This is a genomic window from Bradyrhizobium sp. McL0616 (assembly GCF_049993385.1).
Taxonomy (GTDB): domain Bacteria; phylum Pseudomonadota; class Alphaproteobacteria; order Rhizobiales; family Xanthobacteraceae; genus Bradyrhizobium.
Window position 1 is genome coordinate 6,501,988 of record NZ_CP188255.1, and the last position, 16,778, is coordinate 6,518,765.

Genomic DNA, 16,778 nt, shown 5'->3' on the forward strand with positions numbered 1-16,778 from the left:
CATTTTGGACGAAAATTGATCGGGCCTGCCACCCTTGTCCAAAGACGCGTCGCGCCGCCGGACGGCGCAGACAGCAACAACAAACTACGACAAAGAAAAACGAATCGATCCCGGGCCAGCTGGTTCGATCACGACCAATGAAGCCGTCGCCATGCGGTTGGCGTCATCCCCATCTCCTTCCGAAACGCCACTCCAAAAGCACTTTGGTTGCCGAAACCAACGCTCCCTGCGATGTATGAGAGGCTCAGTTGGGGACTGCGGAGCAGCGCCTTGGCCGTGTCTATCCGCTGGCGGCGCAACCAGCCATGAGGGGAAATTCCCGTGGACTGCTTGAACGCGAATGCAAAATGCCCTGCCGAAAGGCCGCACACACTCGCAAGTTCCGAGAGCGAGATATCGTCGCCCAGGTGACTGTTCATGTAGTCGCACGCACGACCGAGAATGACCGGCGGAAGCCCACCGCGGCGCAGGAGATTTGTCGGGCGCATCTGGTTCGAGAGGCTGCGCGCGACATGTAGCGCCAGAAGCGTCGCCGCTGTCTCGGAATAGAGCAGCCCCTGTCGGACAGCGCTCTCGCACTCTTCGAAGATGGCCTCGGCCAGATACCAGGTCAGCGGGTGATCGTGCTCCCACGTTTCGACGAATTCGACTGAACTGAGATGCTGGAGCTCCGCGGCTCTCAGGAGGTATCCGGGATCGAACTCCATCGCGAGAAAGCGGTAGTTCGACTTTTCCTTGATTCTGAATTCGACGTTCGCGCCTGGCGGCAAAACGAGGCCGTAGCGAGGCCGGTTCTTGTAGGCCCAGACCCGTTTGCCTGATTCCGCCTCCGCCTCCGCTACGCCAGAGTTCCACGAGAAGTGCAGCTCGAGCGAGCGCGTCCTGACTTCGGCGGCGCCGGAGACCTTGCCGATCTCGTGAGTTGCAGCAACGCCACCGGTCCATTTTATCATTCTCGAGTGGTCAACACTGCCTTTCACATCGGACCAGATCGTATCCCGATGCCCCGGGGCACTGAACATGGCGACCGGAGGCTCGGGCAACTGCAAAACCGAATCTGTTGAAGACATTCCTCGTTCTCCGAGGCTGACCGAAATCTAAATTCTGGTCCAACGATCTGCGCGCTGCCATGCCGTATTTCTTCCGACCGGCCTCCAAGCGCGACACGTCCCGCACGATAGCATCGTGCCGGTGTTTTGCCCGACGAGTCAACGTCGTCGCGGCCCGAGAATGTCGTCGCTGCGCAGATCGAAAAATCCCTTACCGATCAAGGGACCTTCTACTGTGCATGGGGTTGTTTTCGGCCTTTTTGTTTTGAGTCCCGGAGAAAAAGCGGAAACACGCGCAGCAACTCACTCCGCCTGCAATATCTCCGCGATCGCAGCCCCAGCCGCGATCGTGCCGAGCTTGCCGCCGACGTCGCGCGTCGCCCTGCCCCCTCCGATCGCCTTCGCCACCGCCGCCTCGATCGCACGCGCGGCTTCCTCGTAGCGGACCGCACCGCTCTTCTCGCCGTGCCAGCCGAGCAGCAAGGCCGTCGACAGGATCAGCGAGACCGGATTGGCCACGTCCTGTCCCGCGATATCAGGCGCCGAGCCGTGCGCGGCCTGCGCCATGGCGTAGCGGTCACCGACATTGAGCGAGCCGCCGAGGCCGAGGCTGCCTGACAGTTCGGCAGTGAGATCGGAGAGAATGTCGCCGAACATGTTGGTGGCGACAATGACGTCGAAGCGATCGGGGTTGCGCACGACGTGCGCCATCATCGCGTCGACCAGGATGTCATCGACCGCCAGGCCCGGATAGCCCTTCGCCGCCTCGCGGCAGATGTCCAGAAACATGCCGTCGCCGATCTTCAGCACATTGGCCTTATGCACGATGGTGAGATGCTTGCGCCGCTTCATCGCTAGGCGACAGGCGGCATGCGCGATGCGCTCGCAGCACAGACGCGTGATCCGGCGCAGCGAGATCACGACGTCAGGCGTGACCAGCAGCTCGCCATTGCCCTGCTCCATGTTGCGGTCGGCATAAAACCCTTCGGTGTTCTCGCGCACGACGACGAGGTCGAAATCACCGAGCCGGCCTGGACGGCCAGAATAGGTGCGCGCGGGCCTGATATTCGCAAAGAGGTCGAGGCTCTTGCGGAAGTGACGCGACGGATTGAGCTCGCCATGCGCCTCGTCCTTGAAGTCGAAGGTCGCGGTCGGCCCCAGGATCAGGCCATCGGCGGCGCGGACAATATCGAGCAGCTCGGGGCGCACCGTCGTGCCGAACTGCTTCAGGCTGGCATGCCCGACCGCGTGCTCCTCCAGCCGCAGATTGAGCTGGAAGCGCTCGGAGGCCGCGCGCAGCACGCCCGACGTCGCGGTCGTGATCTCCGGCCCGATGCCGTCCCCGGGCAAAACGACGAGTTGCATGGCGATCCCCTGAAATTGCAGCAGCTCGCGCGATCATACGCCGGGACGCAGGCTCAGCGCCTGACCTTCGCGCATACACAGCATGCAAGCATATGCCTGTGGAAGCAGCCCCGGCCGTAGTACATGCCGAAAGACCATTTCAGCCAGGCCATCGGAGAGCGCGCAAGGCAATGACAATCACGTTACCTGCCGCTGCGCACCAGCCCGATAAACCCGCTGCCGATGGCCTGCCGGCCGATCAACGCCGCTGGGCGATTGCCGCGATCTTCACCGCGCTGGCGATGGCCTCGCTCGACACCGCGATCGCCAACATCGCGCTGCCCGCCATTGCCGCTGATCTGCATGTCAGCCCGGAGCAGTCGGTCTGGGTGGTCAATGTCTATCAGATCGCGCTGGTGGCGACGCTGCTGCCGCTCGGTGCGCTCGGCGAGATCGTCGGGCACCAGCGCATCTATCTCGGCGGCCTCGTGCTGTTCACGATCGCCTCGCTGCTCTGCGCGGTGGCGTGGTCGCTGGACAGCCTGCTGGTGGCGCGCACGCTGCAAGGCCTGGGCGCAAGCGGCATCATGAGCGTCAACACGGCGCTGGTGCGCTTCGTCTATCCCGGCCGGATGCAGGGCCGCGGCTTCGGCCACAACGCGATGGTGGTCGCGACCGCCTTCACGCTCGGACCGTCGATTGCCTCCGCCATTTTAGCAGTGGGCCCGTGGCCGTGGCTGTTCGCGGTCAACATCCCCTTTGGCCTCGTCGCCATCGGCATCGGCTTTGCAATGCTGCCGAAGACGCCGCGGGCGAAGCACAGCTTTGACTTCCTCGGCGCGGCGCTGGCCTCCGCCTGCCTCGGCCTGTTCATCACTGGGATCGGCAGCGCCGCGCACAATCTGTCGCCTGCAATCGTCGCCGTCGAACTGGTCACCGCGCTCGTGCTCGGCTTCATCCTGATGCGCCGTCATGCCGATCATCCGGCGCCGATGCTGCCGATCGACCTGTTCGCCCGGCCGATGTTCGCGCTGTCGGCGGCGACCGCGGTTTGCTCGTTCGTCGTGCAGGGCCTCGCCTTCGTCTCGCTGCCGTTCTATTTCGAGGACGTGCTCGGGCGCTCGCAGGTCGAGACCGGCTTCTTCATGACGCCGTGGCCGCTGGTGGTCGGCATCATGGCGCCGATCGCCGGCCGCCTGTCCGACCGCCACGCCGTCGGCCTGCTCGGCGGCATCGGGCTCGTGCTGCTCGGCATCGGCATGGCGCTGCTCGCCCTGCTCCCGGCGAATCCCTCCATCCCCGACATCATCTGGCGCATGGCGATCTGCGGCATGGGCTTCGGCTTCTTCCAGGCGCCCAACATGAAGGCGGTGATGGGCAGCGCACCGCCGCACCGCAGCGGCAGCGCCTCGGGCATCGTCGCCACCGCGCGGTTGACCGGACAGACGACCGGTGCTGCCCTCGCCGCCGCCTGCTTCGCCATGGCCGGTCACAACGGCGCCACCGTCGCACTGGCGCTCGGCGCAGGCTTTGCCGCGCTCGGCAGCGTGATGAGCTTCTTGCGGCTCACGGTGAAGTAGGACGATCAGACCAAGTGCTGGGCTGCCGCCGCGCCTGCGATCGCCGCAGGGACGATCGGCTGCTCATCCAGCGTGGCCAACCGCGCATCGATGGCATCGATGACCTTGCGCGAGAACGGTCCGAGATGCGCATAGGCCGCGATCATCTGCACGGCGATGCGTGCCGATGACGTGTCGCGCTTGGCGCAGTTTAGAAAAGTTTGCCAGAGCGGACCACGCGCCTCCGGAATGGCGGTGACGACGCGGTGCACGGTTTCCATTGCGCCGACCCCGGCGCGGATGTCGCCCTCTGCCAGCTCATGGCGCTGCCTGGAACGGTCGAGCAGCGTCATCAACTTGTCGACACGGCTTGCATATGCCGCGGGGCTGTAAACGCGCTCCAGCACGGTCTTGTAGTCGGTCAGGATGTCGCGCAGCGGCCGCACCGGATCGAAATTGATCCCGCCGGTGCACTGGTCGCCGCCCGTCGCCGACGCCAGATCATGGTCCGGATGCAGCCGGCCTTCCTTGGCCAGGCGTCGCGTCAGCTGCGTGTTCGGCAAGGCATAGAGCAGACCAACCATGGCGACCGGGATGGCGGCCTCCTCGATGAAATCGACCATGGCATCCGCCATCGAGAGCTTCTCGCTATCGAAGCCCACGATGAAGCCGGCAGTGACGAGCATGCCGGCGGCATAGATCTTGTGGATGCTCTCGGCAATGTTGCGCCGCGTGTTCTGCTTCTTCCGCATCGCGACCAGGGTCGCGGGATCAGGACTTTCGATACCGACGAAGATAGCGAAAAAATTGGCTGCGCCCATCAGCTCCAAGAGTTCGGAATCGTCGGCCAGATTGACCGAAGCTTCGGTCGAGAGTTCGAAGGGATAACCGTGCGCGCGCTGCCATTCGGCGAGCTGGGGCAGGAACAGCCGTAGCGACTTTTTGTTGCCGATGAAATTGTCGTCGACGAAGTCGAGATGGCCGCGGTAGCCCATTGCGTAGAGCCTATCGAGCTCGACCAGCATCTGCGCATTCGTCTTGGTGCGCGGAACGCGGCCATAGAGCTCGATGATGTCGCAGAACTCGCAGGTGAACGGACAGCCGCGGGAATACTGCACACCGAGATAGAGGTAGTCCTCGAATTTGAGCAGGTCGAAACGCGGCACCGGCGTCCTGGTCACGTCGGCCTGGAATTTCGGTGCGGTGAAGACGCCGGAGCGCGCGCCGCTGTCCCAGGCCGCAATGAATTCGTCGAGGACACTCTCGGCTTCGCCGAGCACCCGAAAGTCCGCGCTGGCGTAAACGTGCGGGCTCGACGTCGGATCGGGACCGCCGACCACCACAGGCTTGCCCGCAGCACGGCACTCCTCGATCAGGCGTAAAGTGTCGGCCTGTTGCGGGAGCATTCCGCCGGTGAAGACGACATCGGCCCAGGCGAGATCCTCATCGCCAAAAGCTTGCGTGTTGCAGTCGACCAACCGGACGGTCCAGCTCTCCGGCAACATCGCAGCGACGGTAATCAGGCCGAGCGGAGCCGCGGGGCGGCGCACGCCCATCAGCTTGCAGGACTCGCCAAAACTCCAGAAGGACTCCGCGGTGAACAGCGGATAGAGCATCAGCACGTTGCAGGGGCTCGGCAGCTTCATGGAACTCCTTTTGTGTTGCCCCAGTGTAGCAAAGCGTCATCAACTTGCACCCCGGCAAAAGAGACATACTGTCGCTCACCCCAGAGGCGCCGACGTCGTCCCAGGCAATGTCCCTGGCGTTCAGGGAGATGGCGCGATCTGGGCGTCGGCGTGACCTTCTCAACGTCGCGCAACACCACTCGATCCATAATCTTCCCGCGGCGGCCAGAATCTTCGGCAGCCACCCTCAGACTATTGATTTGAACAGTTCCAATTTGCCGGACATTGTTCCCCCTTGAGTCCATTCGGTGGATTGGACCAATCAGGGGACTTGCGATGGCAAACCTAACAATCAACGGAAAAACCTTCACGCTCGACGTCGAGCCGGATACGCCGCTGCTCTGGGCGATCCGCGAGAATGCCGGACTGACCGGCACCAAATATGGTTGCGGCATCGCACAATGCGGCGCCTGCACCGTTCACATGGACGGCGTCGCGACCCGCTCCTGCGGTGTCACGGTCAGTGAGGCCGAGGGCAAGAAAATCACGACGATCGAGGGGCTCGCCTCCGCCAGCACGCTGCACAAGGTGCAGGAGGCCTGGATCGCCCAGGACGTCCCGCAATGCGGTTATTGCCAAAGCGGCATGATCATGGCGGTGGCGGCGCTCCTGAACGACAATCCGAAACCGACCGACGCCGACATCGACGAGGCAATCACCAATATCTGCCGCTGCGGCACCTTCCAGCAGGTGCGCGAAGCGATCCACACGATCGCAAGCGCATAAGGAGCCGCCAACATGAACAAGCACGTTTCCCCCAAGATGAACCGCCGTGCCTTCGTCATCGGCAGCACCGCCCTCGGCGCTGGCCTCGCCATCGGCCTCGATATCCCCTTTGGCGGCCCGGCCGTGGTCCGCGCGGCCGACGGCTCGCCCGAGATCAATGCCTGGGTCGTGATCAAGCCCGACGACACCGTCGTGATCCGCATCGCCCGCTCCGAGATGGGCCAGGGCTCACTCACCGGCCTCGCTCAGCTCGTCGCCGAGGAGCTCGAATGCGACTGGACCAAGGTCACGACCGAATTCCCCTCGCCCGGACAGAACGTCGCCCGCAAGCGCGTCTGGGGTGATTTCTCGACCGGCGGCAGCCGCGGCATCCGCACCTCGCACGACTATGTGCGCAAGGGCGGCGCCACCGCGCGCATGATGCTGATCCAGGCCGCGGCCAATGACTGGAAGGTGCCGGTCTCCGAATGCACCGCCGCCAACAGCGTCATCACCCACACCCCGTCGGGCAAAACCACGACTTACGGCAAGGTCGCCGAGGCCGCGGCCAAGCTGACGCCGCCGGCCGACGTCAAGCTGAAGGACCCCAAGGACTGGAAGCTGGTCGGCAAGGGCGTGAAGCGGCTCGACACCCCGGACAAGGTCACCGGCACCACCGTCTACGGCATTGACGTCAAGCTGCCGGGCATGCTCAACGCCGCGATCAAGGATTGCCCGGTCACCGGCGGCAAGCTGAAGAGCTATGACGAAGCCAAGATCGCCGGTATGAAGGGCGTCAAGAAAGTCGTGAAGGTCGGCGACAGCGCAGTCGCGGTCGTGGCCGACACCTTCTGGCACGCCAAGAGCGCGCTCGATGCACTCCCGATCGTCTGGGACGAAGGCGAGAACAAGAAGGTCTCCAGCGCCTCGATCGCCAAATGGCTTGCCGAGGGCCTCGACAGCGGCCCGGCCTATGTCGGCAACACCAACGGTGACACCAAGGCTGCGCTCGCAGGCGCCGCGAAGACGATCGAGGCCACCTACAACTATCCCTACCAGAACCACGCCACGCTCGAGCCGATGAACGCGACCGCGCTCTACACGGCCGACAAATGCGAGGTCTGGTGCGGCACGCAGAATGGCGAGGCGGCGTTCGCCGCGACGCTGGAAGCCTCGGAACTTCCGGCCGACAAGTGCGACGTCAACAAGCTGCTGCTCGGCGGCGGCTTCGGCCGGCGCGGCCAGACCGACTACGTGCGGCAGGCCGTTCTGATCGCCAAGCAGATGCCGGGCACGCCAATCAAGCTGTTGTGGACGCGCGAAGAGGACATGACGCACGGCCGCTACCACCCGATCACGCAGTGCAAGCTGACCGCCGGTTTCGATGCCAACAACAATCTGACGGCATTCCACATGCGGATCTCCGGACAGTCGATCCTGTCGAGCCTGCGGCCGGACGCGCTCGTCAACGGCATGGATCCGGCGACCTTTGCCGGCCTCAACGCAAAGGGCGATGCGCCGTTCGGCTACTCGGTCCCCAATCTCCTGATCGAGCATTCCATGCGCAACCCGCATATCATTCCGGGCTTCTGGCGCGGCGTGAACGTCAACCAGAATGCGATCTATGTCGAATGCTTCATGGATGAGCTGGCGCAGGCGGCAGGCCAGGACCCGCTCGAGTTCCGACGCAAGCTGATGAAGGACCACCCGAAGCATCTTGCGGTGCTGGACGCCGTGGCCGAGAAGATCGGCTGGGGCACCCCGCCGCCGCAGGGCATCTTCCGCGGACTCGCGCATTTTGCCTCCTACGGCAGCTATGTCGCGGCGGCCGCGGAGATTTCCGTGACCGATGGCAAGAAGGTCAAGGTGCATCGCATCGTCGCGGCGACCGATCCCGGCTACGCCGTCAACCCGGCGCAGATCGAGCGGCAGATCTCGGGCTCTTTCGTCTACGGCCTGAGCGGGCTGTTCTATGGCGGTTGCACGGTCAAGGACGGCGCCATCGAGCAGACCAATTTCGACACCTACGACTCGATGCGCATGGCCGCGATGCCGAAGGTGGAATCGATCGTGATGCCAAGTGGCGGCTTCTGGGGCGGCGTCGGCGAGCCGACGATCGGCGTTGCCGGGCCCGCGGTGCTCAATGCCTATTTCGCGGCAACGGGCAAACGCATCCGCTCGGTGCCGCTGCGCGACCAGAACATCACCTTCGCTTGAAGGAACAGCTGCGGCGGCGCACCAATGCCGCCGCAGCCTTTTGTCCGGATGATCCTGATGACCGCGCGCCCGGTGACACGGCGGAATGCCGTATTCGGCATCACCGCGGCGGTCGCGACATTGTCGCGGCCGTCGCTTTCGCGCGCGCAATCCACAGGCCGGGTCGTTGTTGTTGGCGGTGGCTTTGGCGGCGCGGCCTGCGCCCGCGCGCTGAAGCGTGCGCAGCAGAACCTGCAGGTCATCCTGATCGAACCCAATGCGGTCTTCACCTCCTGCCCCTTCAGCAACGAAGTGATTGCGGGCCTGCGCGAGATCGACGCGCAGCAGTTTGGCTATGACGGGCTCACGGCCGAGGGCGTCACGGTGATCGGCGAGGCCGTGACCACGATCGAGCCACAACTGCGCAGCGTCATGACGGCCGATGGCGTCGCGCTGCCCTATGACCGTCTCGTGCTCTCACCCGGCATCGACTTTCACTTCGAGGCGCTGCCCGGCTACGACGAGACCGCATCGGAAAAAATGCCGCATGCCTGGAAAGCCGGCGCGCAGACGCTGTTGCTGCGTCGGCAGTTGGAGGCAATGGAGGACGGCGGCACGGTAGCGATTGCGATCCCCGCCAATCCCTCGCGCTGTCCGCCGGCGCCTTACGAGCGTGCCAGCCTGATCGCGCATTATCTGAAGACGAAGAAGCCGCGCTCGAAAATCCTGATCCTCGATGCCAAGGACAATTTCTCCCAGCAGCGGTTGTTCGAGAAGGCGTGGAAGGAGCTCTACGGCGACATGATCGAGCGCGTGGCGCTCTCGCAGGGCGGCCGCGTCACATCGGTCGATCCCTCGACCAAAACCATCATCACCGAATTCGGCAACTATGCGCCTGACGTCGCCAACGTCATCCCACCACAACGGGCCGGGCGCATCGCCGAGATCGCGGGAGCGGCCGACACCTCGGGCTGGTGCCCGATCGATCCCATGAGTTTCGAATCGAAACTCGTCCCGAACATCCACGTCATCGGCGACGCCTGTCTCGGCGGCGGCATTCCAAAATCGGCCTCTGCGGCAAGCGCGCAGGGCAAGGCTTGCGCCGCCGCGATCGTCAACCTGCTCGTGGGTCGCGCGCCGGAGACACCGCGGCTCACAGGCGTCTGCTACAACACCGTCGCGCCCGGTTACGGCTTCTCGCTCGCCGGCAACTACCAGCCCAAGGGCGATATCTTTGCCGAGGTCGAGGGCGGCGCCACGAGCCCCTTCGATGCACCGCGCGAGTTGCGCGCCCGCGAGGCGGCCGAGGCGGAGCACTGGTTTCAAACCATCACGGCGGACACCTTTGGCTAGAGCATCCGTCCATATCGCGTCGCTGATAGCCGCCAGTCTCGCGTTCGTCCCCGGCACGAGGGCAGCGGGACTTGTGCCTTACACGATCGTCGGCGAAGGCATTCCGAAATCGCTCACGAGTGCGCCCGGCGATGCCGCGCGCGGACGCGCTCTGGTATTGACGCGTACGACGACCTGCATCCTCTGCCATTCCGGGCCGTTTCCGGAAACGCGGTTCCAGGGCGACCTCGCGCCCGATCTCACGGGCGCCGGGAACCGCTGGTCGGTGAGCCAGTTGCGGCTTCGTCTGGTCGATGCGTCGCGCTTCAACCCGGAGACCATCATGCCGTCCTATTATCGCATGGACGGACTCATCCGCGTCGGGCGCAATTTCGCCGGCAAACCGATATTATCGGCCGCGGAGATCGAGGACATCGTCGCCTATCTTGCAACGCTTCGGGACTAGGGCAATTCATGCGAACCACGCGACGACAATTTTTGAGCCTTGCGGGAGGCGTCACTGCCGCCGGGACGATCCCGATCATCACGCTGCGACCGCTCAACGCGACGCCCGCGATGCTCAATACCGCGATCCGCAATGTCGTCGGTGAAGCGCCGATCCGCACCGGCAAGGTCAAGATCGACATTCCGCCGCTGGTCGAGAACGGCAACACGGTGCCGATGACGATCAGCGTCGCAAGCCCAATGACGGCTGATGATTACGTCAAGAGCATCCACGTCTTCAACGAGAAGAACCCGCAGCCGAACATCGGCAATTTCTATCTCGGTCCCTGGGCCGGTCGCGCCCAAATCTCGACCCGGATCCGGCTCGCCGACACCCAGAAGGTCGTCGCGATCGCGCGGCTCTCCGACGACACGTTCTGGCAGGTCACAGCCGACGTGGTCGTGACGCTGGCCGCCTGCACCGAGGAGGTGAACTGATGGCCGCGGCCCTGATCAACGTTCCGGCTAAAGCCAAACGCGGCGACGTCATCGAGATCCGCACGCTGACCTCGCACATCATGGAAACCGGCTTTCGCCACACCATGGACGGCGCGCTGGTGCCGCGCGATATCATCACGAGTTTCACCTGCCGCTACAACGGCACGGAGATCTTTCGCGCCGATCTGTTTCCGGCGATCGCGGCCAACCCCTATTTGTCGTTCTTTACGATCGCAAAGGAGAGCGGCAAGTTCGAATTCGAATGGATCGGCGACAACGGCTATTCGTCCACCGCGTCGGCGTCGATCGCGGTCGAATGAATTTCTGGCGCGCGATAGCGGTGGCGGCGCTGTTCGCCACGGCCCCTGCCCTGCTCGCCGGCGAGATTCCGCCTGATTCGCGCCGCTCCGGCTATGCCTTCATGGGCCCGGAGACCCGCGCCATTCAGGATGACGACACGTCCAATCCGGGCATGTTGTTCGTGCTCGACGGCGAGGCGCTGTGGACAAAGAAGACCGGCAGCACCGACAAAGCCTGCGCAGACTGCCACGGCGATGCGCGCAGCAGCATGAAGGGCGTCGCCGCGCGCTATCCGGCTTTCGATAAGGCCGCGGGGCACCCCGTCACGCTCGACCAGCGCATCAACCTCTGCCGCGCCGATCATCAGCAGGCAACGCCGCTGCCCTACGAGAGCCGCGACCTCCTGGCGCTGTCCGCCTTCGTCGCGCACCAGTCGCGCGGTGCCCCGATCACGGCCGGCGACGATCCACAGCTTACGCCTTTCGTCGAACAAGGCCGTGCGCTGTTCATGCAGCGCGAAGGTCAACTCAACCTCGCATGCACCAATTGCCACGACGACAACTTTGACAGGCACCTCGCGGGCGCGCCGATCACGCAAGCGCAGCCGACTGGCTATCCGCTTTATCGGCTGGAATGGCAGACGTTGGGCTCGCTGGAGCGACGCTTGCGCAGTTGCATGACCGGCGTTCGTGCCCAGGCCTATGATTACGGCACTCCCGAGCTGGTCGCGCTCGAGCTCTATCTGATGTCGCGGGCGCGCGGCATGCCGATGGAGACACCCGCGGTGCGACCCTGATGCCTTAGATTAGGGCTAGGCATGCGCCGCGCGGACGCTAGTATCCCCCCAAACAAAATGAATCACAGGGAGGAATACAGTGGCTGACCATCGAATTTCGCGCCGCAGCCTTTTGGCGGGCACCGCAGCGGCTGGCGTGCTTGGCGTCACCGGATTTCCGGCGCGCGCGGAGCTCGCCTGGAAGAAATATTCCGGGACCAAGCTGGAGGTGATCCTCGCCAAGGGCCCGCGCGGCGATAATCTGCAAAAATACATCAAGGAGTTCACCGAGCTTTCCGGCATCCAGGTCGAATCCGAGCAGATCCCCGAGCAGCAGCAGCGCCAGAAGGTTGTGATCGAGCTCACCTCGGGCCGGCCGAGCTTCGACGTCGTGCATCTCAGCTATCACGTGCAGAAGCGGCAGTTCGAGAAAGGCGGCTGGCTCGCCGATATGACGCCCTACTTGAAGGATCCGACGCTGACGCCGCCGGACCTTGTCGAGAGCGATTTTTCGGCCGCAGGCTTGCAATACGCCAAGAACGACAAGGGCCAGCTGCTGTCGTTGCCGTGGTCGGTCGATTATTTCATCCTCTACTACAACAAGGAGCTGTTCCAGAAGAAGGGCATCGAGGTCCCCAAGACGCTGGAGGACATGGCGGTCGCCGCCGAGAAGCTCACCGATCCCAAGGAAGGCATCTATGGCTTCGTCGGCCGCGGCCTGCGCAACGCCAACATGGCGATGTGGACTAATTTCTATCTGAACTACGGCGGCGAATTCCTCGACGCCAAGGGCAACATCTTGTCCGACGGTCCGGAGGCGATCGAAGCCACCAAGCTCTATCAGCGCCTGCTGACCAAGTCGGCCCCTCCTGGCGTCGTTGGATTCAACTGGATGGAATCGATGGCTTCGTTCACGCAAGGACGGGCCGCCATGTGGATCGACGCCGACGGCTGGGCGCCCCCGCTGGAAGATCCGGCCGCCTCCCGTGTCGTCGGAAAGGTCGGATACACCGTGGTGCCCGCCGGCCCCAAAGGCCAGTTCTCGTCGACCTACGGCGACGGCATCGGCATTGCCGCGGCGAGCAAGAACAAGGAGGCCGCCTATCTGCTCTGCCAATGGGTGGCCTCGAAGGGACAAGGCGCGCGCCTGCTCCAGGCCGGGGGCGGCGTGCCGTTCCGCAATTCCATCGTCGATGATCCCGAAGTCGCCAAGGGCGTGAAGACCAAGGAGTGGCTGCAGTCGGTCATCGACTCCGCCAAGATCTCCAAGCTCGGTCTGCCCGTCATCATCCCGGTCGCCGAATACCGCGACACCGTCGGTGCAGCGCTCACCGCGACCTTGTCCGGCGCCGATCCCGCGACGGAGCTGAAGAAGGCGCACGAGCAATTCCGCCCGATCCTGGAGCGCAGCGAAAAAGCGTGAGCGTGATAACACAGACTACTCCGGCCGCGGCGCAAGACGCCGCGCCGGAGAAACCATGGCGTCGCCCCTCCTATTGGCCGTTCGTGGTGCCGGCGCTGGTCGTCGTGCTCGCCATCATCATCTTTCCGTGGCTGTTCACGATCTGGATGAGCCTGAACGAGTGGAAGGTCGGCTCGCCGACCACCTTCGTCGGGCTTGCCAACTATCTGCGGCTGCCCAGCGATCCCCGCTTTGTCGAGGCGGTCGGGCATACGCTGGTCTACACCGCGCTGTCGGTGCTGCTGCCGCTGCTGTTCGGCACGCTGGCAGCCGTGGTGTTTCACCAGAAGTTTGCGGGCCGCGGCTTTTTGCGCGGCATCTTCATCATGCCGATGATGGCGACGCCGGTCGCGATCGGGCTGGTCTGGACCATGATGTTCCATCCGCAACTCGGCGTTCTCAATTACCTGCTGTCGCTGGTCGGGATACCGCCGCAGCTCTGGGTGTTTCATCCCGCAACCGTGATTCCCTCGCTGGTGCTGGTCGAGACCTGGCAATGGACGCCGCTGGTCATGCTGATCGTGCTCGGCGGCCTTGCGGCGATTCCGACCGAACCCTATGAGAGCGCGCAGATCGACGGTGCCAGCTTCTGGCAGGTGTTCCGCTTCATCACGCTGCCGCTGATCATGCCGTTCCTGTTCATCGCCGGCATGATCCGCATGATCGACGCGGTGAAGAGTTTTGACATCATCTTCGCGATCACCCAGGGCGGACCGGGCTCGGCATCGGAGACCATCAACCTCTATCTCTACAGCGTCGCCTTCGTCTATTACGACATCGGCTATGGCTCTGCGATCGCGGTCATCTTCTTCCTGCTCATCGTCGCGCTCGCCGCGGTGATGCTCTATTTTCGCCAGCGCCTGCTGTGGACCGAGACGGGGAGCGACGCATGAACCTGCGCAGCCTTCTCGGCCAGATCGGGCTGTGGTTCGCGGTGCTCGTCATCGTGTCGCCGGCGATCATGTTCTTCCTCTGGATGGCCTCGCTCTCGCTCAAATTCGAGATCGATAACGCCGCCTACCCGCCAGTGTTCATCCCCGAGCATTTCGCCTGGAAGAACTATACCGACGTGCTCGCCTCCAACCGCTTCCTGACCTATTTCGTCAACAGCCTGATCGTCACCGGCAGCGCGACCGTGCTTGCGTTGATGGTCGGGGTCCCCGCCGGCTACGGCATCGCGCGCATGGCCGCGCATAAATCCGCGATCGTGATCCTGATCGCCCGCATCACGCCGGGATTGTCTTACCTGATCCCGCTGTTCCTGCTGTTCCAGTGGCTGGGATTGCTCGGCACGCTGGTACCGCAGATCATCATTCATCTGGTGGTGACGGTGCCGATCGTGATCTGGATCATGATCGGCTATTTCGAAACGACGCCACTGGAGCTGGAGGAAGCAGCCCTGATCGACGGCGCCACGCGCTGGCAGGTGTTTCGGCACGTCGCTCTGCCGATCGCCAAGCCCGGCGTCGCGGTCGCCTTCATTCTCGCTGTGATCTTTTCCTGGAACAATTTCGTCTTCGGCATCGTCCTGGCCGGCCGCGAGACGCGCACCTTGCCGGTTGCCGTCTACAACATGATCTCGTTCGACCAGCTGAGCTGGGGCCCGCTCGCCGCAGCCGCACTGATCGTGACTCTCCCGGTGCTGCTGCTGACAGTGTTTGCGCAGCGGCAGATCGTGGCCGGGCTCACTGCGGGCGCCGTCAAGGGCGGGTAAAAAATGAAACGGCCGGGCGACACGACATCGCCCGGCCGCTTTTCATGCCTTGCCTAGCCTACTCCGCAGGAGCTGCGTGCATCTCCGCATGCGGCATGTAGTGTTCGCTGCTCCGCCGGCTGAGAACATACAAGCCGGCTGCCATCACGGCGTAGGCAAAAGCGACGGATGGCGTGACGCCGAACCCTCCGCCGATACCGACGGCCTCGCCGTGCATGAAGCCAAAGTAAGTCAGGACTGCACCGACCAGTGCGAAGGCCGAGGCCTTCTCGAAATCACGCTCGATGATGAAGACGCCGATCGCACCCAGGATGAGACCGCCGAGGATGGAGCCTCCGCCCATGATCTCGAGCCCGTGATAGAACACGCCCTGCTGCGGCAGCGCTGCGATCGCGGCGGTCTTGACCGCGTCGGCCTTGTCGGCAGCCATGCCGCCAACCGTCGCCGCCGCAGTCATGGTCGAACCCAGCATGGTGTCGATCTGGAGCTTGGCCCAGGCCGCGAGATGCGGCGTCAGCGCCAGCACGATTGCCGGCGCATGCTTGACCGGCGTGGTCTGGAAGGCCTGCGCGCCAATGAGCATGCCGATATAGAGTAGGATCGGCGAGATCGCGACCACCGGCACCAGCGCCAGCAGCACCGGGATGATGCCGAACCACGCCAGCACGACCACCATGATGCCGGTCGCAGCCGAGTAGCCGATGCGGCCGCCCATCGCCTTCCAGCCGGGATGGCCGATATAGACGGCGTTGATGAAGGGATTGCCCATCAGGCAGCCGATCAGGCTGACGACGCCGTCGGCGGTCAGAACCCGCGTGGTTGGATAGTCGTCGCCGGCCGCTTCCGCGCTCTCGACATTGTCCATGGCCTCCACGAGGTCATAGATGCCGAACGGAATGGCCGTGACCAGGATGACACCGAGGAATTCGAAGCCCGAGAACACATAGTTCACCGCCGGGATCGGCACCGAGAAGCCGAAACTGGCAAAGGCATCGCCGACGCCCTTGACGCTCAAACCGCCGAGACCGAGACCGAACAGATTCGAGCCCCACGCGATGATCATGCCGGCCGCGATCGCAACTAGTCCGGCGGGGATGCCGCGCCAATATTTCACGCCGCCGAACCAGCTCACCAGGATGATGGCGAAGCAGACCAGACCGATCTGCGGCGTCATGTACATTTCGAGTGCGGGCCGCATCGAGATGAAGGTGACGGAGACGCCGGCGAGCGTGCCGAGCAGCGCGGCGCGCGGCGTGATTTTTCGAATGAAAGGCGCGATGAAGCCGCCGATCATGAGGATAAAACTCTGGAAGAATACCCAGACGAGGCCGGCCGACCAGCCCTTCAGCGGATCGCCGGTCTTGATCGTGATCGGCAGCATGATCACGAAGGTGACGATGAACATGTGCGGCACGCTGACGCCGGAAGGTAGCGCGCAGACGTCGCTGCGGCCGGTCTTCTGCGCCAGTTTGTACGCCAGGAATGCGTAGTAGAAGGTCGACAGGCACATCATCAGCCCGAGCGCGGGCAGGATGCGGCCGAACACGAGTGAGTCCGGCATCTTCAGCACGAAGCGCAAAAGGCCGGTCAGCACCAGCATGTTGACGAGGATGTTGGTGCCGAAGCCGAAAAACGCGTTCCAGTCGCCCGGTGTCCATAGTGCCGGCTTGAACTCGGACTTGCCGGCCGTCCCCGTCAAAGTGCTCATGATGTTA

General features: G+C 63.8%; 15 protein-coding genes. 11 read left to right on the forward strand and 4 right to left on the reverse strand.

The annotated features are described in order from the left end of the window. Positions 1-128: 128 nt before the first annotated feature. Positions 129-1,070: a helix-turn-helix domain-containing protein gene (locus ACPPVR_RS31365; protein ID WP_426610405.1), complete on the reverse strand. Its 942-nt coding sequence runs from the start codon at positions 1,068-1,070 to the stop codon at positions 129-131. Positions 1,071-1,352: 282 nt separating this feature from the next. After that, positions 1,353-2,414 carry an isocitrate/isopropylmalate dehydrogenase family protein gene (locus ACPPVR_RS31370; RefSeq protein WP_426610406.1) on the reverse strand — a complete coding sequence of 354 codons (1,062 nt, stop codon included), beginning with the start codon at positions 2,412-2,414 and terminating at the stop codon, positions 1,353-1,355. Between the two features lie 170 nt (positions 2,415-2,584). Here ACPPVR_RS31370 and ACPPVR_RS31375 point away from each other — a divergent pair, with 170 nt between their 5' ends. After that, positions 2,585-3,973, forward strand: coding sequence for an MFS transporter (locus tag ACPPVR_RS31375; protein ID WP_426610407.1), 1,389 nt, complete (start codon positions 2,585-2,587; stop codon positions 3,971-3,973). A 5-nt stretch (positions 3,974-3,978) separates the two neighbouring features. Here the strand turns inward: ACPPVR_RS31375 and ACPPVR_RS31380 are convergent, their stop codons facing one another. Continuing rightward, positions 3,979-5,598: a B12-binding domain-containing radical SAM protein gene (locus ACPPVR_RS31380; protein WP_426610408.1), complete on the reverse strand. Its 1,620-nt coding sequence runs from the start codon at positions 5,596-5,598 to the stop codon at positions 3,979-3,981. A 315-nt stretch (positions 5,599-5,913) separates the two neighbouring features. On the opposite strand from ACPPVR_RS31380, the gene ACPPVR_RS31385 reads away from it, so the two are divergent. The 10 genes from ACPPVR_RS31385 to ACPPVR_RS31430 all read left to right on the forward strand — a co-directional run bounded on the left by ACPPVR_RS31385 (position 5,914) and on the right by ACPPVR_RS31430 (position 15,063). Continuing rightward, positions 5,914-6,363, forward strand: coding sequence for a (2Fe-2S)-binding protein (locus ACPPVR_RS31385; protein WP_426610409.1), 450 nt, complete (start codon positions 5,914-5,916; stop codon positions 6,361-6,363). Positions 6,364-6,375: 12 nt separating this feature from the next. After that, the gene (locus ACPPVR_RS31390; RefSeq protein WP_426610410.1) at positions 6,376-8,559 is read left to right on the forward strand and encodes a molybdopterin cofactor-binding domain-containing protein; all 2,184 of its coding nucleotides are present in this window, start codon (positions 6,376-6,378) and stop codon (positions 8,557-8,559) included. Between the two features lie 48 nt (positions 8,560-8,607). Beyond that, entirely contained in the window at positions 8,608-9,891 is a 1,284-nt protein-coding gene (locus ACPPVR_RS31395; protein WP_426616219.1) for an FCSD flavin-binding domain-containing protein, read from the forward strand. Continuing rightward, entirely contained in the window at positions 9,884-10,336 is a 453-nt protein-coding gene (gene soxX / locus ACPPVR_RS31400) for a sulfur oxidation c-type cytochrome SoxX (RefSeq protein ID WP_426610411.1), read from the forward strand. The genes ACPPVR_RS31395 and soxX overlap by 8 nt, the downstream gene beginning before the upstream one ends. An 8-nt stretch (positions 10,337-10,344) precedes the next feature. Beyond that, on the forward strand, positions 10,345-10,812 hold the full coding sequence (locus ACPPVR_RS31405; protein ID WP_426610412.1) for a SoxY-related AACIE arm protein: 468 nt from the start codon (positions 10,345-10,347) through the stop codon (positions 10,810-10,812). Continuing rightward, entirely contained in the window at positions 10,812-11,132 is a 321-nt protein-coding gene (gene soxZ / locus ACPPVR_RS31410; RefSeq protein ID WP_426610413.1) for a thiosulfate oxidation carrier complex protein SoxZ, read from the forward strand. The genes ACPPVR_RS31405 and soxZ overlap by 1 nt, the downstream gene beginning before the upstream one ends. Then, complete coding sequence (soxA, locus tag ACPPVR_RS31415) at positions 11,129-11,908, forward strand: sulfur oxidation c-type cytochrome SoxA (protein ID WP_426610414.1); 780 nt, start codon at positions 11,129-11,131, stop codon at positions 11,906-11,908. The genes soxZ and soxA overlap by 4 nt, the downstream gene beginning before the upstream one ends. Positions 11,909-11,987: 79 nt before the next feature. Further along, a complete protein-coding gene (locus ACPPVR_RS31420; protein ID WP_426610415.1) occupies positions 11,988-13,310 on the forward strand; it encodes an ABC transporter substrate-binding protein in 1,323 nt (440 codons plus the stop codon). Continuing rightward, complete coding sequence (locus ACPPVR_RS31425) at positions 13,307-14,242, forward strand: carbohydrate ABC transporter permease (protein WP_426610416.1); 936 nt, start codon at positions 13,307-13,309, stop codon at positions 14,240-14,242. Before ACPPVR_RS31420 ends, ACPPVR_RS31425 begins: the two co-directional genes overlap by 4 nt. Then, entirely contained in the window at positions 14,239-15,063 is an 825-nt protein-coding gene (locus tag ACPPVR_RS31430) for a carbohydrate ABC transporter permease (protein WP_426610417.1), read from the forward strand. Before ACPPVR_RS31425 ends, ACPPVR_RS31430 begins: the two co-directional genes overlap by 4 nt. A 58-nt stretch (positions 15,064-15,121) precedes the next feature. On the opposite strand, the gene ACPPVR_RS31435 is transcribed toward ACPPVR_RS31430, so the two are convergent. Continuing rightward, positions 15,122-16,771, reverse strand: a complete 1,650-nt coding sequence (locus ACPPVR_RS31435) for a regulator (protein ID WP_426610418.1) — start codon at positions 16,769-16,771, stop codon at positions 15,122-15,124. Positions 16,772-16,778 lie beyond the last annotated feature (7 nt).